Source organism: Exiguobacterium sp. PFWT01 (assembly GCF_018255795.1).
Classification (GTDB): domain Bacteria; phylum Bacillota; class Bacilli; order Exiguobacteriales; family Exiguobacteriaceae; genus Exiguobacterium.
This window is the reverse complement of sequence record NZ_CP073755.1, coordinates 2,358,412-2,380,258: the sequence shown is the minus strand read 5'-3', so window position 1 is coordinate 2,380,258 and position 21,847 is coordinate 2,358,412. Positions and strand designations below refer to the sequence as shown.

The following is a 21,847-nucleotide window of genomic DNA, read 5'->3' as shown; positions in this document are numbered from 1 at the left end:
AAGTTCCTTTCTGAAAAAGAGATGAGGGTTGTCCATGTACCAAACACATTCATTAAACGAAAAAATCAAACTGTTTTTCACGATTTTCTTTCCAATTTTAGTCACGCAAGTGTCTTTTTATTTGATTAGCTTTTTTGATACCGTCATGTCCGGACGGGCGGGTGCCGTCGATTTGGCAGGTGTCGGAGTCGGTTCAAGCTTGTGGATGCCGGTGTATACCGGACTGAGTGGAATCTTGCTGGCGGTGGCCCCGATCGTTTCGCAAGCGCTTGGTGCGCGAGACCGTCAACAGATTCAACGAACCTTGTTTCAAGGTATCTATTTAGCCATCATGCTAAGCGTAATCACGCTGACGTTGGGTTCATTCCTTGTGCCGATGGCAATCGAGAGCATGGGGCTCAGTGTAGAAGGGAAACGAATCGCGACGCAATACTTGCTTGCCCTTGGATTCGGTGTCTTGCCGATGTTCCTGTTCAATGTGCTACGCACGCTCATGGATGCCTTGGGCAAGACGCGAGTCTCGATGATTCTCATACTATTAGGGTTACCCATTAATGTCGGATTAAATTACATCTTCATCTTCGGAAAACTGGGGGTGCCGGCGTACGGCGGAGTTGGAGCGGGAATTGCCTCAAGCATCACGTACTGGCTACTCTTCTTCATGGCCTTCTTCTTCGTGAGAAATGGGAAGCCATTCCGCGAATACAAGTTTTTACGGACGACCGAACGAATGGTCTGGCTCCGACAAAAAGAGCTGTTACAACTTGGGACGCCAATCGGGCTCGCCATTTTCGCCGAAGTCAGCATCTTTGCGGCGGTCACGGTATTGCTCAGTTCATACGGTGACCAAATCGTCGCGGCTCACCAAGCGGCGATTAACTTTGCCTCGTTCGTGTACATGTTGCCACTCTCGGCCTCGAGCGCATTGACGATTGTCGTGGGGTATGAGCTCGGCGCGAAACGACTGCAGGATGCCGTCCGCTATGCAAAAATCGGGCTCGCGCTCTGTCTCGGAGTCTCTATCTTTTCGGGTGCTTTTTTGTTTTGGCAAAACGAACGGGTCGCGGCTATTTATACGAATGACCCGACGGTCGTTGACCTTGCAGCGCACTTTATGATCTTCGCTGTATTCTTCCAATTGTCAGATGCCGTCGCGGCACCGATCCAAGGGATATTACGTGGTTTTAAAGACGTCAACATCACGCTCGTCCTTTCACTCGTCGCTTATTGGGTCATCGGTTTACCACTCGGGTATGTCTTGGCAGAGCACGCCGGATTTGGACCAGACGGTTATTGGATTGGCTTGATTGCCGGACTCGCAGCCGGAGCGGTCTTGTTATTCCTCCGGTTAGTATGGATTGTCCGGCGCTACGGGACGGTTCAATCGACATAAAAAAGAAGAAGATTGTTCGCAAATGTGAACAATCTTTTATTTATTTAAAATTGGTCTATACAACTATACTTTTATCCGATATGATAACATGGAGGAAAACAAAAAGGAGTGGTGAACCGATGGGGACATTGATCAATGCTCGTATCGTGTCAGCAGAACAAACATGGGAACGTGGATATATCAGATGGAATGGTCAAACGATTGATGAGATTGGATCGATGGACCAGTTTGAACAACAGGATGAGCCTGTGATTGATGTCGCTGGAGCGCTCGTGACACCGGGTCTCATCGATGTGCATATCCATGGGGGATATGAAGTCGATACGATGGATGCGGATGAATCAAAACTTCGACGATTGAGTAACGACATGCTACAGGAAGGTGTCACGTCCTTTTTCGCGACGACGATCACGCAGTCAAAGGAAGCGATTGAGCATGCCTTGAAGGCGGTCCGAAACGTCATCGAAGCGCAGGATACGACACTCATCGGGATTCACTTAGAAGGTCCTTTCGTCAACGTGGAGATGGCTGGGGCACAGCCGGCAGAATATATTATCGACCCGGACGCCGAGCAGTTCCGAAAATGGCAAGAGCTCGCCGGTGGTCATATCCGCCTCGTTACGTATGCACCGGAACGGCCAGGTGCACGTGCATTTGAAGCGGTACTTCGCGAAACCGGTGCCATCGGTTCAGCGGGCCATACGAGCGCGACGTTTGAAGAGAACAAGCAGGCGGGCGTCAAACACGGGACGCATCTTTATAACCAAATGCGTGGGTTACACCATCGAGAACCCGGAACGGTGGGGTATTGTCTCTTAGAGGGTGGGGTCATCGCGGAAATCATTCCGGATGGGATCCATAGTCGTCCGGAGATGGTCGACTTCGCGTTTCGCTTAAAAGGAGCAGATGAACTTGTCGTCATCACGGATGCGATGCGAGCAAAAGGACTTCCGGACGGACAATATGAGCTTGGCGGTCAACCGGTCATCGTAGCGGACGGGGCTGCGCGACTTCAAGCCGGGAACCTTGCGGGCAGTGTGTTGACGATGGATGCCGCATTCCGAAACATTCAGGCATATACGGGATGTACGGTGGAAGAAGCGGTAAAAATGACCTCGACGAATGCGGCCAAAGAATTCGGGTTGACGACAAAAGGCGATATCAAATCGGGGTTTGATGCAGACTTTGTCGTTTGGGATGACACGACACATGTTCAGATGACTTTCGTCAAAGGTCGAATCGTATATGAACGGGAGGAACAAAGATGAATGTACTAGTCGCAAAGACGGCGAACGACGCGGAACGAATCGCCTATACGCTAATCAAAGAACGGATTTCAGGGAAACATGACTTTGTACTCGGTCTCGCAACCGGTAGCACACCGGTCGGGATGTATCAGATGTTTAAACAGGACGCGCTCGATTGTAGCCATGTGACGAGCGTCAATTTAGATGAATACATCGGATTATCGCCCGAACATCCTCAAAGTTATAACCGCTTCATGAAAGATCGACTCTTCGATGAGGTTCCATTCAAACAAAGTCACCTGCCTCAAGGGGACGCACCGGACCCAGAAGCGGAAGCATCGCGTTATGAAGAACTCGTTCGGAAGCTTGGTGTCGACTTACAGCTTTTAGGGATTGGTGAGAACGGACATATCGCCTTCAATGAACCGGGCACGGCCCTTGATGCGAAGACACATGTGACCGAACTCACCGAATCAACACGAGAGGCAAACCGTCGCTTTTTTGACCGATTGGAAGACGTCCCGACGCATGCGATCACGATGGGACTCGATACGATCATGAATGCGCGTGAGATTGTCCTTGTGGCGACAGGCGAGCGAAAGGCCGAGGCCGTACAACATATGATTGAAAGCGTACCGACGGTCGACTGGCCGGCCACAATCCTCCAGGCCCATCCAGGTGTGACGGTCGTGCTCGACGGGGCGGCTGCATCGCGCTGTGCGGAATCCTTACAAGCCCGTGGGCAAGAAGCGGCAACACGATTTTTCACCATTCGGGATTAAAGAACCTGCGGAGTCATCTCCGCGGGTTTTTCTGTGTTCAACTGTGGGAAAATGTAAAGAAACGAATTTGTCATCAAAACGTTTTCGACAAATTTACCGCTTTCCTCTATAATGAGTGAAGCTCATTATTTTGACTCGAAGGAGACCGATATGAATTCTAGAACACATGCTCGCAGACAGCGCACAGGTCCGTCTGCGTTTTATAAGATATTTAGTGCCCTCGTGCTGATTGCGATTATTGCTGGATCTAGCATTTACGGTACAGCGTTTTACAAAGCCCACAATATGTTGTCCGGCACCCAAGTCACGTTAGAGGATGACCCGACGGTTGAGCCGACTCGTTATGATAAAGAAGATACGGAGACGTTCTTGGTGTTAGGAACAGACCTTTCGCCACAGAAGAAAGCGCGCGGTGAGTTCGGACGATCAGACGTCATGATTGTCGTCATTTTAAACAAGAAAGAAAAGCAGACGACGATGCTCAGTATCCCGCGTGATTCGTATGTCAACATCGACTACACGGGTTATAACATTCCTTATGGCAAGACGGGACTTGACCAAGATAAGATCACACACGCTTACTATTTCGGTTCGATGGATGAATCAAACCCGAACAACGGGATGCGGATGGCGACGAACACGATTGAAGATTTAGTCGGTGTTGAAATCGACCATGTCGTCTCGCTCAACTTCCAAGGGTTCGTTGATTTCATTGATGCGGTAGGTGGCGTTGAGATTGATGTTCCGTTCTCATCACAACAAAACAGTTACGATGCGTCACGTGAGACAGTTCAAATCGAACAAGGACTTCAACAGCTTTCTGGTGAAGAGGCACTGGCCTACGTTCGAAATCGATACGATGACCCACGTGGGGACATCGGTCGTGGACAACGCCAGATGGAAGTCATTAATGCCGTGCTCGAACAATCACTCGGCACATCACTCCTAAACAATTACGATAAGGTCTTGAAAGCCGTCGGTGACAACATGCAGACGACACTTGGACCGAATGACTATATGCGTTTAATTGAAGACGTTGGCGCGCTCCACAATACGGTGCAATACCAATTGACAGGAGAAGGTGCCCGGGCAGATGACGGACACTTCTACTACTTCTTGAACGAACCGCTTCTTGAAGAAGTGCGCTATCGTGTGCAACAAGCGGATGCGGGTAACCGTGTCGAGCCGATGACGGATACGGAATTAGAATCTTACACGTTGGACCCGAATGGAATAACGTATGAAGCACAATAAAGTTTGACTTACGAAAAATGCAAAACGCTCAGAATTCATCTTCTGAGCGTTTTTTATGTGGCAGTGTATTTCAGGTTAGACCGCATTTTTGCGTGGGATTACTTGAAAATAATTTAGTCGATGATGTCCCCACTCAAAAATTTGGTATCACAGTAAGGACAACGATATACATCATCCACGTCAGTATCATGGTCAAATCGTAGTGGTAGTCGTCTTTTACACTGTGGACATTTCCATAAAGTGAGGGATATGACGAGGAAGATTACAAATAAAGATGCTCCTAAAATCGTCAACCATGTCGAGCCTATCAGGATATTGATCAGACTAAGTGGAATCGAGGTAAATAAACAAAGTAATGCGATTTTTCGATATTTCATAATATCAACTACCTTAGACAATGTTCTCCCCCCCTTTAACATCTTTATACGTAGAATAAGATTGTTTAGTTCCAATATGAGTCGAAAAGAGGGTGGGAAATCGTATTTCTGTTTCGTGCGTTATATGCGATCCATGGCGACAGTGAAAGAGTACGAGTCGCCACGGAAAAGGGAACGACTATACTCGAACATGTCACCGTTCTCGAGATAAGTTCGCTGGTCAATCAACAAGACCGGTGCGTTCGGAGAAATGGTGAGGAGCTTGGCTTCTTCTGGACCGGCGCTCCGGGCTTCGAGTGTCTGTGTTGCATTCTTCAAGCGTAAGCCATGCTGTTCGGCATAAGCATAAATCGATCCCGTCGCGTCATCTTGCGTCAGGTCAGGCAATAAATGAACGGGAATATAGGCGGTCTCGAGCGCTAGTGGATGATCATCGGCGAGTCGTAGCCGTTTCATCTCATAAACCGGTGTTTGATTTGGGATACTCAGTTGCTGCGCGATGCGATCCGTTGCCGGAATGACCTCGTATGACAAGAGACGGCTGAGCGGTCGCATGCCTCGATGTTTGATTTCCTCAGAAAAACTCGTCAGTCCCGATAACGTCATCGCAATCTTCTGACTCGCGACGAACGTGCCTCGTCCTTTTTGACGGCTCAAGTAACCGGCGTTGACGAGGTTCATAATGGCTTGACGAATCGTCATCCGACTGACGTGAAATTGCTCGGAAAACTCACGCTCTGAAGGCAAGGTGTCTCCTGGTTTTAACAATCCGTCATCAATTTGTTGCTTTAAGTACGCTTCAATTTGATAATAAATAGGTAACGGAGATTGTTTATCGATTTCTAACATATCATTTCGCTCCTGACTGAGAAGATGTATGTTTCATTATAGACGAAATTAAACTAGTTGTCTGAACAGATTATAGAGAGAGGGTGGAGGACAAGATGGAACCATATACAGCAAATACAGTCGTGACCTCGATAAAGGAAGACGGCAACGGTCATTGGCACACACTCGAGAACAGTCCGTTTTATGCGGAAGGTGGGGGACAACCGGCTGACCGTGGATGGATTGGGACGCTTCCTGTACTAGATGTACAAATGAAGGATGGGGAAGTGTGGCATCTCTTGTCAGAATCATTACCAGCGGGCAAAGCGGTAGAGGTTCGAATCGATGAGGACGTCAGACGGGACCATTCCATCCAGCATACGGCTCAACATGTGTTAACGGCGATTTTAGAAGACCGCCATGGCATTCGGACGCTCAGCTTTGGAATCGGAGAAACGGATTCATCCATTGAGGTTGAAACGGCAACGATGGACTGGGCGAACGTTGAAGCACTTGAACAAGAGATGCAACAACTGATCTTTGAAAACCGTCCGATTCATGTCTACGAGATTCCGGAAGAAGAAGTAGACCGGATGCGTTTACGGAAAGAGACGGACCGAACGGAGATGATTCGCATCGTCGAAATCGAAGGTTTAGATTACAATGCATGTGGTGGCACCCATGTGGAGACAACAGGACAACTCGGTACCATCCATGTGACGGCGATGAAGAAAGTGAGGGGGAATCTCCGCTTGACGTATGTGGCCGGAAATCGAGCGATCAAGGCGACTCAACAAGCGCGAGCAGCGTTGCGGACGATTCACCATACATTCTCGACAACGAATGAATCCGTTGCAGCTCGTGTAATCGAAGAACATACGATTCGTTTGGAACGTGAAAAAGAAATTAAAACGCTCGAAGAACGGATTGCCAAAGCGAAAGTAGAGGCCGTATTGAAAGAAGATAACTATGTGGCCTTACATGTCGGAAGAACAGAAGCGGAGTCGTTGACGACCGCCATCATCGAACGAATCGCGGCAACCGGACGAATTGCCGTCGGGGCCAACTATGGAACGCAGAAGTTGTTCGTCATGCATGACGGGACACAGGATATCGCCGTCGGCACATTCCTGAAAGCGGCGCTCCACGAGATGCAGATCGGTCGTGGCGGTGGAAACCATAAGCAGGCCCAAGCGCGTTTCACATCCGTAGCGGAACTAGAAAAAGGAATCGAAGAAATCGTGAAACGACTGCAGGAAGGGGTTTTACCATGTTGATCATTCAATCGGGAAATGAAGCAACGTTGATTGAACAGGCCAAACAAGTGCGGGAAATCGTATTCGTTCAGGAACAGGGAATCGATGCGAGTTTAGAATACGATGATTTAGACGGTGTGTGTACACATGTGGTCGGGCTCCTTGACTCCGAACCTGTGACGACAGCGCGTCTTCGTCCCGTCGACTCGACTGTCGGAAAAGTGGAGCGAGTGGCGACGATTCAATCGGCCCGGGGCCATGGATATGGGAAAGACATTATGATTGAAGTTGAACGTGTCGCGAAACGTCAAGGGTTGGTTGAACTACGATTGGGTGCACAACTGACGGCGCTTCCGTTTTATGAAAAGCTCGGGTACGAGGCGTTCGGAGATGAGTTTTTGGATGCCAATATCCCGCACCGCATGATGCGAAAAACATGGTAATCCTTTTTTGAAATATCCCATTTTTCTAAAAAAAGGTTGGCAAGAAGATTTCGTTTTGTTATAACTAATACTAACAACTGACAGATAGAGGTTGCGAATGACATGAGTAAGCTTGGTTGAAACGGACGCACTCCGGACCGAGCCGAAAGGGGAAATTCGCCGAAGTCGACGTTCACGTGCGTGTGAACGAAGGCTGGGGTAGTCGTGAACAACGCCTACACTGCCATGGTCAACTACCATGGAGCGCTATCTACGGAACGATTCTTTAATCGTTTTTCAACTGCGCGTACAAGCGGCAGACCGTAGGGAGAGTGCTTCCTACCGGTCTGCCGCTTTTTCTGTTGGTGGACATCTTGAAAGTGGGGAACTTGATGACAACCGTACTGAAATTTGGTGGCAGCTCCGTTGCCACAATCGAACAAATACAAGCCATTTCGGACTATTTACAGACACGTGTGGCGACCGGTGAAAAATTGGTCGTCGTCGTATCGGCGATGGGCAAAACGACGGATTCGCTCCTGTCGCTCGCCAAACAAATCACGGATCGCCCGATGATTCGCGAACTCGACCGGCTACTCGCCGTAGGGGAAGAACAGACCATCAGCCTACTCAGTATCGCCTTGAACTCGCGAGGCGTACCGGCCATCTCTCTAACGGGACAGCAAGCCGGGATCGATACGATGGGCATTCATACGAAGAGCAAAATCAAAGCGATTCGGAAAGAAGTGTTACACGAGAAGTTGCGTCAATACGACGTCCTGATTGTCGCTGGATTCCAAGGCGTAAATGAGGCGGGAGACGTCACGACCCTTGGGCGTGGCGGTTCGGACACGACAGCCGTCGCACTGGCAGCCGTCCTCAGTCAGCGTTGTGAAATTTATACGGACGTCGCGGGTGTCTATACGACAGACCCACGAATCCATCCGACGGCGAAACGTCTGGACACCGTCTCTTATGACGAAATGATGGAGATGAGCGCACTCGGTTCTAAAGTGATGGAGATGCGCAGCGTGGAGCTCGCGAAAAAGTACGACGTCAATATTTTTGTTGGGAAGACGCTCTCGAGCGAAGGAGGAACATGGATCATGGATACGACGCAAGCGATGGAACAAAAAACAGTCACGAGTGTGAGTGTCGTCAAGAACGTACTCAGTGTCTCAATCAAACATATTCCGCATACGGCGGCGGGAGTCGCAGACATCTTTGAACGATTGTCAGAGCGACACGTCAACATCGATATGATTTCACAGACGGCATTCGACGGTGAAGTGTTCCTCTCATTCACATGTCCGCTCGATGAAGAAGCATTTTTAGAAGAGGCACTCGCGGAGTTGACAGCGACCTTGCCTCAAATCAAAATCGATCGTCACACGGAACATGCAAAAATTTCGGTCGTCGGAATCGGCATGCGAGACGCGACAGGCGTCGCATCAGAGCTCTTCGCGACATTCCGCGAGATGGGGATTCCATTCTATCAAGTCACGACATCAGAAATCAGTATTTCCTATACGATTCAAGAACAAGATGTGGAAGCGGCAGTCGCAGCCATTGCGGCCCGGTTCAACTTATAAGGAGGTAGCACGATGTATAACGTAGCAGTCGTCGGTGCAACAGGTGCCGTCGGACAAAAAATGATTGACGTCTTAACGGAATATGAATTTCCAATCAGCGAACTGAGACTCTACGCTTCAGCCCGCTCAGCAGGAAAGACGGTCGAGGTAAATGGGCAATCGGTTGTGATTCGTGAATTGACCGATGCGATTTATGCGGACCCGATCGATATCGCACTCTTCTCTGCTGGTGGCAGCATTAGTGAGCAATACGCCCCGCGGTTGAGCGAGCAAGGAGTCATCGTCATCGATAATTCAAGCGCATTCCGAATGCAAGAAGGAATTCCACTCATCGTACCGGAAGTGAACCGAGTCGAACTCAGTCCGGAAAAGACGCTCATCGCGAACCCGAACTGTTCCACGATTCAATCGGTCGTGGCGCTCGCACCTCTAGCGGAAGTATACGGACTGACACGCGTCGCCTATACATCGTATCAAGCAGTATCGGGATCCGGTCAAAAAGGGATTGATGACCTCGAGCGCGGTGCGCGCGGAGAAGAACCGACGAATTATCCGTATCCGATTTATGATAACGTGTTGCCGCACATCGATGTATTTTTAGAAAATGGCTACACGAAAGAAGAACAAAAGATGATGGATGAGACACGTAAGATTTTAAATGCGCCAAACCTCGGGGTGACGGCCACTTGTGTCCGGGTGCCGGTACGAAACAGTCATGCGGTATCGATCACGGTGACGCTCGAACGGGATGCGACGGTCGCAGAAGTGAAAGCCGTCCTCGCCGATGCACCAGGAATCGTGTTGATGGACAATCCATCTGAACTGGCCTACCCGACACCTCTCGATGCGAACGGGACGGATGAGGTGTATGTCGGACGAATTCGCCGAGACGATTCGCAATCGAATACGTTCCATCTTTGGTGCGTTGCAGATAACGTCCGAAAAGGAGCGGCCGCGAATGCCGTTCAAATCGCACAATGTATGATTAGTCAAACAGCGACGAAATAAGGAGGAGATGACATGTTCACAGGAGTGGCGACAGCATTAGCTACCCCGTTTCAAGAAAATGGGCAGTTGAATCTAGAAGCATGGGCAGCATTAATTGAAGACCAAATCAAAGAAGGCGTGACGGGTCTCGTCATCGGCGGGACGACCGGCGAAGGGATGACAATCACTGATGACGAGTTTGAGACATTGCTCGTTCGAGCGGTTGAGGTCGCAAACGGTCGAGCCGTGATCATCGCGGGGACCGGGTCGAACAATACAGCGGTCAGTATCGAAAAAACGAAACGGGCCGCCGAACTTGGTGCGGAGATGGCGATGGTCGTCACACCATACTATAACAAGTCGACACAGGCCGGGCTGATTGCTCACTTTACCGCGATTGCGGATGCGTCACCGATTCCACTCATGCTCTATAATGTTCCGTCACGGACGGGTGTCGCCTTGGCACCGGAAACGGTCGGTGAGCTTGCAGAACATCCACGTATCACGGCCTTGAAAGAAGCGAGTGGGGATATCTCGGTCATGGCGCAGATGATGGCCCATATTCCGGAGGGGTTCACTGTTTACTGTGGAAATGACGATCAAATCTTGCCATACATGGCTTGGGGCGCACAAGGTGTCGTCTCCGTTTTATCAAACGTCTATCCGGGAGCGACGGTCGCGTTGGCAGAAGCGCTGTTGGCAGGTGATTTACAGACGGCTCGCACGTGGCAAATTCGCTTGCTCCCAATCATCGATGAACTCTTCGCTGAAGTGAACCCGATTCCGGTGAAGGCGGCGCTTCAAGCGCGAGGATTTGAAGTCGGTGCGCCACGCCTACCGCTCGTTCCGATGAGCGCGACGGCTGAGGCGAAGTTACTATCGGCGATGGAACAATTCAATGAGGTGAGACAATGAATGTTCTCATCCATGGGTTTGGCGCAATGGGACGCATTGTCGAAGAGGTCGCTCATGCGCAAGGTGTAAACGTAACGGCAATCGTCTCACCGGGAAGCGACGATCACACGGCGACTCTGAATGAGGTGGACGTACCCGTCGATGTCGTGATCGACTTTTCGAACCCGGCGTTACTCCCTGGCTTACTCGCGTTCGGACGGGAGCGCAATATTCCGCTCGTCATCGCGACGACCGGCTTCACACCGGATGAACTGGCCGAGATTGAAACGGCTTCACAAGACATCCCAATCTTCCAGTCTTACAACACCTCATACGGGATCGCGCTCTTGAAGCAGTTGCTCGACCAACTCGTCCCACTCACTCTCGGGTATGATATTGAAGTGATTGAGGCACACCATCGAAAGAAAGTGGACGCACCAAGCGGCACGGCAGAATTATTGGCACGTGCCATCGAAGCGAAGCGTGACGTGACACCGATTTACGAACGAACGTCACGTCGGGAAGCGCGTGGAGCTGAAGAGTTAGGAATGCATTCCATTCGGGGTGGCACGATTTTCGGTGAGCATACCGTGCTCTTCGCCGGAGATGATGAAATGATTGAACTGAAACATACCGCGCTATCGAAACGCGTCTTTGCAAACGGGGCCCTTGCCGCTGCGGCAACGATCATCGATCGCCCGGCAGGACTTTATAATCTATCGAACTTATACGAGGAGGCTACTCATGTTACTCACAAACGCTTATGAAATCGCACAATATATTAAAGATGCTAAGAAGGAAACACCAGTTAAGCTTTACGTCAACGGTCAATTGACGGGTCTTGAAATCGAGGAAGCGAAAGCATTCGGAACGGATGAGTCGAAACTGTTTTTGACGACGGCAGAACGCGCTGCGGCATTCTTAGAAGCCAATGCATCGGTCATCACAGATTCTCATCTTGAATATGATCGTCGCAACAGTGCTGTACCGATGCTCGATACGACACAACTCAATGCCCGAATCGAACCAGGCTCGTTCATCCGAGATCACGTTCAAATCGGCAACAACGCGGTCGTCATGATGGGAGCTGTCGTCAACATCGGAGCGGTCATCGGAGATGGTTCGATGGTCGATATGAACGCTGTCATCGGAGCACGCGGAACGCTCGGGAAGAACGTTCACCTTGGCGCAGGTGCCGTGGTCGCAGGGGTTCTTGAGCCACCTTCAAAAGATCCGGTCATCATCGAGGACGGTGTCATGATCGGTGCGAACGCGGTCATCTTGGAAGGCGTTCGCGTCGGTGAAAATGCGGTTGTCGCGGCAGGCAGTGTCGTCACACAAGACGTCCCTCCAGGCGTCGTCGTTGCGGGAACACCGGCACGAATCATCAAACAGAAAGATGAAAAAACTTCTGAAAAAACGCAACTTGTTGATGATTTACGCTCTCTCTAACGTATAATAGACAGAAAATATAAAAAATGAGGAATGGGAGAGTTGCATTATGGAACAGTATGGACAATGGATGTGGAAAGACGGGGCTTGGATTGAGCCGACTGACGCAAACACGAGTATCATGACACACGCGATTCATTACGGAAGCGGGTTCTTTGAAGGGATTCGCGCGTATCACACGGAGGAAGGTCCTGCCATCTTCCGATTACGTGAACACTTGGAGCGACTCGTTCGCTCGTGTGCATACTACCACGTCACGCTACCGTATACGGTAGATGAACTCGAACAAGCCACGATGGAATTGATTGAGCGAAACGGATTTGAAGCATGCTACATCCGTCCGTTCGTCTTCCTTGGAACACCATGGCAAGCACTTATGCCGACTGCTGAGACGAAGGTACATGTTGCCATCTCGTGTTGGCCGCTCGGTGAATACTTCAACAAGACGGTCGGGATTCGAGCGAAAGTGGCCTCGTATCGCCGCGTGTCTTCTACAATGATGCCAATGCAAGCGAAAGCGGCATCGAACTATATGAACTCACAGCTATTAAAAGGAGAGGCGCTCCGTGACGGATTCGACGAAGCGATTGCCCTTGATATGAACGGAAACGTCAGTGAGGCGAGTGTCGCGAACATCTTCCTCGTGAAAGGAAAAACGATTACGACACCGTCCCTTGATTGTTCTGTACTCGATGGCATCACACGTCAAACGGTCATGCAATTGGCTCGCGAGACCGGCTATGAAATCGTCGAGCGCCATATCGGACGCGATGAGCTCTATGTGGCTGATGAAATCTTCTTGACGGGAACGGCAGCCGAGGTGACGAGCGTCATCGAGGTCGACCATATCTCGATTGGTGGAGGCGTCCAGAAGGTTGCGACCGAAATGTTGACACGCTATCGTGAAGCCGTAACAGGACAGCTTCCAGAACATCGCGATTGGATCACGTTCGTGAAATCAGCAGTAAAAGAGTAAAGGAGTTTTGCACGATGGGAGTCACAATTGACTTAAATGCGATTCGCGAAAACAAACGCCGGATTGAAGCGCTCGGGCGCCCTGTGTTTGCGGTCGTGAAAAACAATGCCTATAACCTAGGAATGGAGCCAGTTGTGACGACTTTATATGATGAAGGAGTCCGTCACTTCATGGTGACCACGTTAGAAGAAGCGATTGAAGTGCGAGCGCATGCAGAGTCGGCTCGCGTCCTCGTCATGAATCCGGTATACACGTGGGAACACGTGCATACCCATGACTTTGACGTTGCAATCGGCTCGTATGAATGGCTCGTCTCGCAGCGGGAGCATCTCGATGGCGTTCGCCTTCATTTGAAACTAGACGTCGGCATGAACCGATTCGGTGCCAAAACGTTTGAAGAAGCGTTACGGATCGTCGCCTTCTGCCAAAATGAAGGATTGAACCTTGTCGGATTATGTACACATTTTCCGCTTGCGGATGCAGATAATGCCGAAGTTGAGCATAGCGTCCAAGTCGAACGGTTTGCTGACTGGTCGACACGTTTGATGGAACGTCATACGTTTGAATTGATTCATGCCGCGAACAGTGCGGCCACGCTCCAAGACGACTCGCGCTTGCACCATTGTACACATGTGCGTGTCGGTATTTTCTTATACGGTTATTCATCGGTCGAGCCGGTTGAGTGGCTCGTACCTGCGTTTTACTGGGAAACCGAAGTGGTTGCCGTCCACGACATCGAAGCGGGGGCTCATGTCGGGTATGGAACGGGATATACCGCAGAATCAACAGAACGGATTGCTGTCTTACCTGTCGGATATGGGGATGGATTGATGCGAGCGAGACGTCATTTACCCGTTCACATCGAGGGGAAAGCTTATCCGTTCGTCAGCAATATCTTTATGAGCCATAGCTTCATTAAAGTCGACGAAGACGTACAAATCGGCGACCGCGTCGCATTATATGGGATCGAAACGAAAATCGATGACGTGACACGTGTTGGCTATGCCAACAACTCCGAACAGCTCTGTGCCCGTTCGTGGCGTGTCCCACATCGCTTTGAAGGAGGAATTGTATGTACACCACCAATCAATCAGAATGTTTGATCGAAGGCGTGTCCGTCCGTGAACTTCAAGCGACGTACGGGACACCCTTGTATATCATGAGTGAGCCAGAACTAGAGCGTCGTCTCGGAATCGTCCGGGATGCCTTTCTTGATAAATTTCCGAACACGTATGCGTTATACGCGTCAAAAGCGTTATCGATTGCTGCCGTTTATGAAAAAGTTATGGCGGCAGGAATGAGCATCGACGTCGTCTCGCGAGGTGAGATGTACGTGGCGCTGCATGCCGGGGTACCGGCGGAGCGCATTCATGTCCATGGGTCGAACAAGACGATTTTGGATATCACATACGCGCTCGAACAGGGGATTACACACTTTACCATCGATAATATGCGAGAAATCAGCCTCTTGTCAGGACTTGCGGCTGAATACAATCGTGAAGTCGCTGTGCTTCTCCGCATTGTCCCTCAAGTTGTCGGAGGTGCCCATGCGGCGATTCAAACGGGTGGGGTTGATACAAAATTCGGTTTCCCGACGCACGACGACACGTATTTAGATGCTGTTCGTGCGACGTTAGAAGCCGAGCACTTACAGTTGAAGGGGATTCACTGTCACGTCGGTTCTCAAATTCAAGATCCGACGCTCTTCATCAACACGGTGAAGACGATGGTGCGCTTTATGGATACGATTCGTCAGGAAACCGGCTATACGACGGACGTCTTGAACATCGGTGGGGGATTCGGCGTCGCTTACTTGGATGAAGACAAATATCTCGATTTTGCCCAGACGATGGAGCAAGTCATGGAGACGTTGGTCGAAGAGGTCGAGGCACGTGAATTGCCACTTCCGAAAATCGGGATTGAGCCAGGACGTTGGCTCGTCGCCAATGCGGGTGCCACGCTGTATGAGGTGGGGACCGTCAAAGAAGTGAGCGGCGTTCGTACATTCGTGTCTGTTGATGGCGGGATGACGGACAATATCCGTCCGGCACTGTATGACGCAGAGTATGAGGTCGTGGCAGCGACACGGATGAATGAAGAGAAGACGCTCGAGGCAAAAATAGTCGGAGCGTGCTGTGAGTCGGGAGACATCATCTCGAACCGCTCGTTGATCCCTCCTGTCACACCAGGTGACTTATTACTTGTCAAAGCGACAGGAGCATACAATTTCTCGATGGCGAGCAACTATAACCAAATGCTTCGTCCGGCGGTCGTCTTCGTCAAGGATGGGAATCACCGCCTTGTCGTCCGTCGCCAAACGTTTGAAGACTTGGTGGCATGTGAGGTCATTGGGCAATCGACGTAAGACTGCAGAGCAATCTGTAGTCTTTTTTTGATTTTGAAATGAGAACGTTTTTCAATTATGATAGAGAAGAGAAAAAAAGGGGAAGTGACGGTCATGACAAAGACAGCAGCACAAAAGTTAATTGAAGAAAGACGTACGGTCCGTATGTTCAAGGAAGAACCAATCGATACGAAAGTGCTTTATGAAGTGTTGCAATCGGCACATCATGCACCATTTCACAATAAAGTCGAACCATGGAACGTGTATGTGTTCAATGGGGATGGGAAGCAAGTGTTACTCGATGCGCTCGAACCAGCCTTCTCGGAGGCGTCAGAAGGGCAACGCGAAAAGGTGACGGGACGGATTTTAAATGCGGCAACCTGTATGTATGTGACGGCAAAACATTTTGAAACGGACAAAGGGAATCGTGACGCGTTACTTGCGACGGCGACATTCATTCAAAATGTTCAGCTGCTCTTAAGTGAACGTGAGATCGGAATGGTCTGGCGGACGGGTGGACTGTTCGATGATGCACGGTTGAAGGAAATGATTGGGGCGGAAGGGGAGACGTTTATCGGTCTCCTGCAAATCGGGAAATATGACACAGAAGATATCCCTACACCGAAAGCGCGACAACCGATTGATTCGCATCTCATCATGTTTGAATAATAAAAAGCGAGCGATGGGAAATCCCATCGCTCGCTTGCTCTATATATTGGTCAGTTATCGTTTTAATTTTGTTGCGAGCCAATCTTGAATCACAGGTGTTGGAATCATCCAGTCGTTCCTCCATTTTTAGAATCTTCTTCTCTACTATTATCCAAATGCATACGTTCCCAAACCTCTCGATGTGCACCGTGAAGTGTGTCATCGAACGAATCATCGATATGAAGGCCATAACTTGGATTGATGGATGAGGCGTACAGGTCTAGCATGAGTTGATCATGGTTCGGATACATAGAGTGGGCTCCTTTCAATACATCAGCTTGGCTACACCTTCAGTATACAAAGGAACTATGTAGAAAATTCGAGAGAAACGTTAACATTTTATGAATCTTGTAAACGCTTTCACAAACGTTATGATTCGCGAATTGGAATGCAAGTCTCTTTATATTGTTCGGCACGCTTCGCATATTTCTTGACCGTTCTCTGCATGATAAAACGGTCTTCATCGTTTAATGGACGAACGACTTTGGCTGGGACGCCCATGACCATCACCCCTTCAGGAATCTGCATGTTTGGTGTGACGAGCGCGCCGGCAGCAATAAAGGACCCTTTTCCAATCTTCGCCCCATCGAGCACGGTGGCGTGCATGCCAATCAAGCAGTCTTCTTCAATCTCACAGCCGTGAATCATCGCCATATGACCAATCGAGACACGATCATGGATGATGGTCGGTGAGCCTTCATATTGGTGGATCATCGAACCATCTTGAATGTTGACGTAAGAACCGATTCGAATGGGTCCTTCGTCCCCACGGATGACGGTATTGAACCATACTCCCGAGTGAGCGCCGATGGTCACATCTCCGATCACATGTGACCCTGGTGCAAGATAAGTCGTCGGATCGACTTTTGGTGTCAACTCTCCTAATTTGTATTGCATCGTTGTAACCCCTTTCAGAAAGATATGTTATCATTGTCGCACAACTTGAAAAAGAAATTGCAACGAAAAGAATATTCTTGGTAAGATAGTTAAAATACGTTGAATAAGGAGATCGAAAGATGGAAAAACAACATTTGATTGACATCGCCGCAAAGAAAAAGAAAGCGGCCGTCGTCTTTAAAGACGTCGCAGTGATTGACGTGTACAGTCGTGAGACGATTCGTACAGACGTCGCCATCGACGCGGGATATATCGTGGCTATTGGGGATGGGTACGATGGGGAGGTCGAGTATCACGATCCGACCTGGACGCTTGCACCGTCCTTTATCGATTCGCACGTCCATATCGAGTCATCGATGGTCCCCCCGCATGAATTTGCGAAAGCAGTCTTACCACTTGGTGTCACAACGGTGATTGCTGACCCACATGAGATTGCGAATGTGAACGGAGCACTCGGGATTGAGTACATGTTGGCGGATGCGAAAGGACTTCCACTCGACGTTCGGATGATGCTTCCGAGTTGTGTACCAGCGACACCATTTGAACATGCGGGCGCAAAACTGTATGCAGAAGATTTGGCACCGTTTTTAGGAGATGCAGGGGTGCATGGCCTAGGCGAAGTCATGGACTATCCATCAGTTGAAGCTGGAAGTGAAGACATGCTTCAAAAGATTGCGCAGACGGAACAAGCGGGTAAAGTGGTCGACGGACACGCATCGGGACTTGACCCAGACCAATTGAACGTCTATCGTTCTGCAGGAATCATGACGGACCATGAATGTACGACTGCAGAAGAGGCGATTGAGCGGGTGCGCCGTGGGTTCTATGTTCAAATTCGGGAAGGTTCCGTCGCGCGAAACGTAGAGAAGGTGAGCCTAGCCGTTACGGAAAGCAATGCCCATCGTTTCCTTTTCTGTACGGATGATAAGCATTTGGATGACTTGGTCGCGGAAGGCGGGATTGACTACAATATCCGTACCGCCATCAAGCAAGGAGTTAAGCCAGAAACGGCCTATGCCATCGCAAGTCTTCATGCCGCAGAGGCCTATGGATTAAAAGAAGTCGGGGCGATCGCACCTGGTAAGAAAGCGAACTTCGTTATCTTGTCAGACGTCGAATCGGTAAAAATCGAACAAGTGTATGTGAATGGTACGCTCGTCGCAGAGAAGGGGAATGCGACGTTTGAATCGGAAGGGATTGAAGTGCCGAAACCGATGAAAGGTGAGCTCGCTTTACCCGAATTGACAGCCGAGTCGTTCCGACTTGCCGCAAGTGAAGAAGAAATCGATGTCATTCAAGTGCTTCCGAACAGCTTGTTGACGAAACGACAGCGTCTCACGTTCCAACCAGACGCATCAGGCGCAGATTTATCGCAGGATATCGCGACGCTTGCCGTCATCGAACGCCATCACGGGACAGGTCATATGGCTCTTGCCCCGGTAACGGGATTTGGCTTGAAGCGAGGTGCCCTAGCAGCCACGGTTGCCCATGACAGCCATAACTTGGTCGTCGCCGGGGTCAGCCCGGAGGACATGTTGCTCGCGGCGAGAACGCTTGAAAAAGTAGGGGGAGGGGTCGTCGCCGTATCGGAAGGTGAAGTGCTTGCCGTCCTCCCGCTCGAGATTGGTGGACTGATGACGAAGCGACCATATCGTGAAGTGGCAGAGATTTTGGAACAGCTGAATGATGCGCTAGATGTCGTGGGCGCCCATCGTCATTTCAATCCATACTTAACGATGTCCTTCCTCGCCTTACCGGTCATTCCAGACTTGAAATTGACCGATATGGGATTGTTCGACGTGACCACGTTCTCATTCATCAACGCTTGACTCGGTCTAACGTATGATTTTTGTTAAGAACCGCCGATAACGATTGAATGCGTGACGGGAAGTTGGTATAGTTACGTCAAGTTTCATCGGGTCAACATTGAAAGGGGGGATATTACAGATGGAACAAGTTGCTTACAATCGGTCGTATGATGAACATGAGGAATTGATCAATTCTGTATATCGTGCTTTCAAGGACCGATGCGAAGAACTACCAGAAGAAACACAGACAAAACGTCGTTTACGACGGCTCATTTTCTCTACGATTAAAGAACAGACGAAGTCTCACGCTGACCGATTCGTGTTGTATCACTTCTTCAACGACTTCTTTAAAGCGGTGGAAACGAATGACCAAGAAGCACTCGCTGTCTTGAAGCGAATCATTCGTGATGAAAAAAACTATTGATATGTGACACCAACCTGTGATAATTTAGACGTAACTTTAAATGAATATTCGTGCTATCGATGAGGTAGAGGTGCGATGCTGATGAGTAAGTAGTCGGAGGATGACAACGATGAGGACTACAAAAAGGCAGGATCGCCGAAGTGCAACACCATGTCCGTGGGGTTGTGCTGGGCTGACGGGAAATACCCGTCGGACTGCCATACATATTTACGTATGGAGCGCTCCAAGTCGGCTAAGAAAGACGGAACATCCAGCGAGGGTGTCGGCTTTGTTGCCGATGCCCTCGCTTTGCGTTTTTTTAAGCATAGGGGGGCCTCATCCTAATAAAAAAGGAGGAATTCAGCATGGTAGATTATTCAACTTCGGTACTCTCACTCGTACCGGCATTACTTGCAATTATTATGGCAATCACAACACGAAAGGTCATCCCGTCGCTCGGTATTGGGATTGTAGCGGGGGTGTTGCTTCTACACAACTTCAATCCATTGGAGTCGCTTCAATATCTCTGGACGAATGTAGTTGCGCTTATTTGGACAGATGGGGCCATCAACGAATGGAATGTACTACTAATTGCGTTCCTATTCTTGCTTGGAATCTTGTCTTCGATTATTCAAACCTCAGGAGGCGCGCGTGCCTTTGGGGAATGGGCTGCTTCAAATGTGAAAACGGCTCGCGGTGCGCGACTCGTCTCATTTGGTCTTGGAATGCTGATTTTTATTGATGATTATTTTAACAGCTTGGCTGTTGGAAACATTAGTCGACCTTTAACGGATCGTAAGAAAGTTTCTCGTGCCAAATTGGCTTATGTTATCGATTCGACAGCTGCACCTGTTTGTGTGGTCAGCCCGTTATCAAGTTGGGGCGCATACATCATGGCTATTATTGCTGGGATTTTAGCGAAATACTCAATTGACAGCTACTCATCGTTCTCGGCATTCATTCAAATCATTCCGATGAACTTCTACGCAGTGTTCGCATTGTCATTGACTGCGTATGTTGCGTATACAGGTCTTGCGGTTGGACCGATGCGAACTCATGAATTGCGTGCTCTTCAAGGTGAATTGTACGATGTATCAAAAGGTGCGCCGATGGGGATGAGCGAAGATTTGCATGAACACGAAGGTGGGAAAGTACGTGATTTGATTGTTCCAATCATCGTGTTAATCATCGCAACAGTGTCAGCGATGCTTTACACGGGTGGTCAAGCGCTCGCGGCGGATGGTCAAGACTTCTCATTAATCGGAGCATTCGAATCAACAGACGTAACACGCTCACTCGTTGCGGGTGTCGTCATCAGTTTGGTTGTAGCGTTGCTGATGTTAATTGGACGTAACATTCCAGCGAAAGATTATGGACGTGCGACTTTGGAAGGGATTCGGGCGATGTGGCCGGCCGTCCTCATTCTCTTATTTGCTTGGACCATAATCGCAGTCATTGGAGATATGAAAACGGGCGATTACTTGGCGAGCTTCGTCACAGATACGATTGCGGCATCATACTTGCCACTCATCCTATTCTTGATTTCTGGAGTCATGGCCTTCTCGACAGGGACAAGTTGGGGAACATTTGGTTTGATGCTACCAATCGGAGCTGATTTGATTATGGCGGTTGAACCAGAGTTATTGCTTCCAACACTTGCAGCAGTCTTGGCTGGCGCAGTCTTCGGTGACCACTGTTCACCGATTTCCGATACAACGATTCTCAGCTCAACAGGAGCGGGTTCGCACCACATCGACCACGTGATGACACAATTGCCGTACGCTATTCTTGCAGCGGTCGTCTCGGCAATCGGTTACTTGGTGCTCGGGATTTCGGCATCGATTTGGATCGGTTTCTTCGCTGCATTGATCTCGTTTGTTGTACTAGTGGGAATCGCGCAAGTGATTTCAAAACGTGGGAAAGTACCTGCAGAACTTCGCGCGCAGCGTGAGGCGTGATAGATGAAAATGACTTCCATCAAATCGATGGAAGTCATTTTTTATGTGCGGTTGTCACTGCATAAGTGAGACGGTCGAGTAGTTTACCGAGAATGAACCAAAAGGGAACTATGATGTACATTGATAGGCTGTGGTAATGAAGATGAATGACGTACAAAGAAAACCAAGGTGTCTCGAGCAACCAAAATGGAGGCGAAGTCAAAAACAATAAGATGTTCAAGTCATTCAATCCAGAAGCATTCATGATGCAGATGGTGATAAGGTAAACC

21 protein-coding genes and 2 riboswitches are annotated in these 21,847 nt (G+C 49.5%); of the genes, 18 read left to right on the top strand and 3 right to left on the bottom strand.

The features are described from left to right. Positions 1-34 precede the first annotated feature (34 nt). The 4 genes from KD909_RS12295 (at position 35) to KD909_RS12280 (ending at position 4,676) form a co-directional block, all read left to right on the top strand. Positions 35-1,393: an MATE family efflux transporter gene (locus KD909_RS12295; protein ID WP_211781723.1), complete on the top strand. Its 1,359-nt coding sequence runs from the start codon at positions 35-37 to the stop codon at positions 1,391-1,393. 119 nt (positions 1,394-1,512) lie between these two features. Continuing rightward, positions 1,513-2,661, top strand: a complete 1,149-nt coding sequence (nagA, locus tag KD909_RS12290) for an N-acetylglucosamine-6-phosphate deacetylase (protein WP_211781722.1) — start codon at positions 1,513-1,515, stop codon at positions 2,659-2,661. Further along, positions 2,658-3,422, top strand: a complete 765-nt coding sequence (gene nagB / locus KD909_RS12285) for a glucosamine-6-phosphate deaminase (protein WP_211781721.1) — start codon at positions 2,658-2,660, stop codon at positions 3,420-3,422. The genes nagA and nagB overlap by 4 nt, the downstream gene beginning before the upstream one ends. A 150-nt stretch (positions 3,423-3,572) precedes the next feature. Further along, complete coding sequence (locus KD909_RS12280) at positions 3,573-4,676, top strand: LCP family protein (protein ID WP_211781720.1); 1,104 nt, start codon at positions 3,573-3,575, stop codon at positions 4,674-4,676. A 497-nt stretch (positions 4,677-5,173) separates the two neighbouring features. Here KD909_RS12280 and KD909_RS12275 read toward each other — a convergent pair whose 3' ends face one another. Continuing rightward, entirely contained in the window at positions 5,174-5,902 is a 729-nt protein-coding gene (locus tag KD909_RS12275; RefSeq protein WP_211781719.1) for a GntR family transcriptional regulator, read from the bottom strand. 95 nt (positions 5,903-5,997) lie between these two features. Between KD909_RS12275 and KD909_RS12270 the strand changes: the two genes are divergently transcribed. The 11 genes from KD909_RS12270 to KD909_RS12215 all read left to right on the top strand — a co-directional run bounded on the left by KD909_RS12270 (position 5,998) and on the right by KD909_RS12215 (position 16,473). Further along, on the top strand, positions 5,998-7,158 hold the full coding sequence (locus KD909_RS12270) for an alanyl-tRNA editing protein (RefSeq protein ID WP_211781718.1): 1,161 nt from the start codon (positions 5,998-6,000) through the stop codon (positions 7,156-7,158). Next, positions 7,152-7,580, top strand: a complete 429-nt coding sequence (locus tag KD909_RS12265; protein WP_211781717.1) for a GNAT family N-acetyltransferase — start codon at positions 7,152-7,154, stop codon at positions 7,578-7,580. The genes KD909_RS12270 and KD909_RS12265 overlap by 7 nt, the downstream gene beginning before the upstream one ends. A 77-nt stretch (positions 7,581-7,657) precedes the next feature. Then, positions 7,658-7,837: riboswitch (Lysine riboswitch) on the top strand. Between the two features lie 114 nt (positions 7,838-7,951). Next, the gene (locus tag KD909_RS12255; RefSeq protein ID WP_211781716.1) at positions 7,952-9,151 is read left to right on the top strand and encodes an aspartate kinase; all 1,200 of its coding nucleotides are present in this window, start codon (positions 7,952-7,954) and stop codon (positions 9,149-9,151) included. Between the two features lie 12 nt (positions 9,152-9,163). Beyond that, complete coding sequence (locus KD909_RS12250; protein WP_015880742.1) at positions 9,164-10,159, top strand: aspartate-semialdehyde dehydrogenase; 996 nt, start codon at positions 9,164-9,166, stop codon at positions 10,157-10,159. Between the two features lie 12 nt (positions 10,160-10,171). Then, positions 10,172-11,053, top strand: a complete 882-nt coding sequence (gene dapA, locus KD909_RS12245) for a 4-hydroxy-tetrahydrodipicolinate synthase (protein ID WP_211781715.1) — start codon at positions 10,172-10,174, stop codon at positions 11,051-11,053. After that, a complete protein-coding gene (gene dapB / locus KD909_RS12240) occupies positions 11,050-11,799 on the top strand; it encodes a 4-hydroxy-tetrahydrodipicolinate reductase (RefSeq protein WP_211781714.1) in 750 nt (249 codons plus the stop codon). The genes dapA and dapB overlap by 4 nt, the downstream gene beginning before the upstream one ends. Continuing rightward, on the top strand, positions 11,777-12,484 hold the full coding sequence (dapD, locus tag KD909_RS12235) for a 2,3,4,5-tetrahydropyridine-2,6-dicarboxylate N-acetyltransferase (RefSeq protein ID WP_211781713.1): 708 nt from the start codon (positions 11,777-11,779) through the stop codon (positions 12,482-12,484). Before dapB ends, dapD begins: the two co-directional genes overlap by 23 nt. A 49-nt stretch (positions 12,485-12,533) precedes the next feature. Next, on the top strand, positions 12,534-13,460 hold the full coding sequence (locus tag KD909_RS12230; RefSeq protein ID WP_211781712.1) for a branched-chain amino acid transaminase: 927 nt from the start codon (positions 12,534-12,536) through the stop codon (positions 13,458-13,460). A 14-nt stretch (positions 13,461-13,474) separates the two neighbouring features. After that, positions 13,475-14,563 (top strand): alanine racemase, encoded by a 1,089-nt coding sequence (gene alr, locus KD909_RS12225; protein WP_211781711.1) that lies wholly within the window; start codon positions 13,475-13,477, stop codon positions 14,561-14,563. Beyond that, positions 14,533-15,825 carry a diaminopimelate decarboxylase gene (lysA, locus tag KD909_RS12220; RefSeq protein WP_211781710.1) on the top strand — a complete coding sequence of 431 codons (1,293 nt, stop codon included), beginning with the start codon at positions 14,533-14,535 and terminating at the stop codon, positions 15,823-15,825. Before alr ends, lysA begins: the two co-directional genes overlap by 31 nt. A gap of 93 nt (positions 15,826-15,918) precedes the next feature. After that, positions 15,919-16,473 (top strand): nitroreductase family protein, encoded by a 555-nt coding sequence (locus tag KD909_RS12215; protein WP_230872862.1) that lies wholly within the window; start codon positions 15,919-15,921, stop codon positions 16,471-16,473. 104 nt (positions 16,474-16,577) lie between these two features. On the opposite strand, the gene KD909_RS12210 is transcribed toward KD909_RS12215, so the two are convergent. Beyond that, entirely contained in the window at positions 16,578-16,763 is a 186-nt protein-coding gene (locus tag KD909_RS12210) for a hypothetical protein (protein ID WP_015880750.1), read from the bottom strand. Positions 16,764-16,881: 118 nt separating this feature from the next. Further along, positions 16,882-17,409: a gamma carbonic anhydrase family protein gene (locus KD909_RS12205; protein WP_211781709.1), complete on the bottom strand. Its 528-nt coding sequence runs from the start codon at positions 17,407-17,409 to the stop codon at positions 16,882-16,884. Between the two features lie 119 nt (positions 17,410-17,528). On the opposite strand from KD909_RS12205, the gene ade reads away from it, so the two are divergent. From ade to KD909_RS12190, 3 genes are all read left to right on the top strand, one after another. Further along, on the top strand, positions 17,529-19,238 hold the full coding sequence (ade, locus tag KD909_RS12200; protein ID WP_211781708.1) for an adenine deaminase: 1,710 nt from the start codon (positions 17,529-17,531) through the stop codon (positions 19,236-19,238). Positions 19,239-19,356: 118 nt separating this feature from the next. Then, entirely contained in the window at positions 19,357-19,641 is a 285-nt protein-coding gene (locus tag KD909_RS12195) for a hypothetical protein (protein WP_015880753.1), read from the top strand. 57 nt (positions 19,642-19,698) lie between these two features. Next, positions 19,699-19,873, top strand: a riboswitch (Lysine riboswitch). A 112-nt stretch (positions 19,874-19,985) separates the two neighbouring features. Further along, positions 19,986-21,578, top strand: coding sequence for a Na+/H+ antiporter NhaC family protein (locus KD909_RS12190; protein ID WP_211781707.1), 1,593 nt, complete (start codon positions 19,986-19,988; stop codon positions 21,576-21,578). Positions 21,579-21,847 lie beyond the last annotated feature (269 nt).

Coding starts and splice junctions, on each gene's coding strand:
- KD909_RS12295 (WP_211781723.1), top strand. CDS start 35: ATGTACCAAACACATTCATTAAACGAAAAAATCAAACTGTTTTTCACG.
- nagA (WP_211781722.1), top strand. CDS start 1,513: ATGGGGACATTGATCAATGCTCGTATCGTGTCAGCAGAACAAACATGG.
- nagB (WP_211781721.1), top strand. CDS start 2,658: ATGAATGTACTAGTCGCAAAGACGGCGAACGACGCGGAACGAATCGCC.
- KD909_RS12280 (WP_211781720.1), top strand. CDS start 3,573: ATGAATTCTAGAACACATGCTCGCAGACAGCGCACAGGTCCGTCTGCG.
- KD909_RS12275 (WP_211781719.1), bottom strand. CDS start 5,902: ATGTTAGAAATCGATAAACAATCTCCGTTACCTATTTATTATCAAATT.
- KD909_RS12270 (WP_211781718.1), top strand. CDS start 5,998: ATGGAACCATATACAGCAAATACAGTCGTGACCTCGATAAAGGAAGAC.
- KD909_RS12265 (WP_211781717.1), top strand. CDS start 7,152: ATGTTGATCATTCAATCGGGAAATGAAGCAACGTTGATTGAACAGGCC.
- KD909_RS12255 (WP_211781716.1), top strand. CDS start 7,952: ATGACAACCGTACTGAAATTTGGTGGCAGCTCCGTTGCCACAATCGAA.
- KD909_RS12250 (WP_015880742.1), top strand. CDS start 9,164: ATGTATAACGTAGCAGTCGTCGGTGCAACAGGTGCCGTCGGACAAAAA.
- dapA (WP_211781715.1), top strand. CDS start 10,172: ATGTTCACAGGAGTGGCGACAGCATTAGCTACCCCGTTTCAAGAAAAT.
- dapB (WP_211781714.1), top strand. CDS start 11,050: ATGAATGTTCTCATCCATGGGTTTGGCGCAATGGGACGCATTGTCGAA.
- dapD (WP_211781713.1), top strand. CDS start 11,777: ATGTTACTCACAAACGCTTATGAAATCGCACAATATATTAAAGATGCT.
- KD909_RS12230 (WP_211781712.1), top strand. CDS start 12,534: ATGGAACAGTATGGACAATGGATGTGGAAAGACGGGGCTTGGATTGAG.
- alr (WP_211781711.1), top strand. CDS start 13,475: ATGGGAGTCACAATTGACTTAAATGCGATTCGCGAAAACAAACGCCGG.
- lysA (WP_211781710.1), top strand. CDS start 14,533: ATGTACACCACCAATCAATCAGAATGTTTGATCGAAGGCGTGTCCGTC.
- KD909_RS12215 (WP_230872862.1), top strand. CDS start 15,919: ATGACAAAGACAGCAGCACAAAAGTTAATTGAAGAAAGACGTACGGTC.
- KD909_RS12210 (WP_015880750.1), bottom strand. CDS start 16,763: ATGTATCCGAACCATGATCAACTCATGCTAGACCTGTACGCCTCATCC.
- KD909_RS12205 (WP_211781709.1), bottom strand. CDS start 17,409: ATGCAATACAAATTAGGAGAGTTGACACCAAAAGTCGATCCGACGACT.
- ade (WP_211781708.1), top strand. CDS start 17,529: ATGGAAAAACAACATTTGATTGACATCGCCGCAAAGAAAAAGAAAGCG.
- KD909_RS12195 (WP_015880753.1), top strand. CDS start 19,357: ATGGAACAAGTTGCTTACAATCGGTCGTATGATGAACATGAGGAATTG.
- KD909_RS12190 (WP_211781707.1), top strand. CDS start 19,986: ATGGTAGATTATTCAACTTCGGTACTCTCACTCGTACCGGCATTACTT.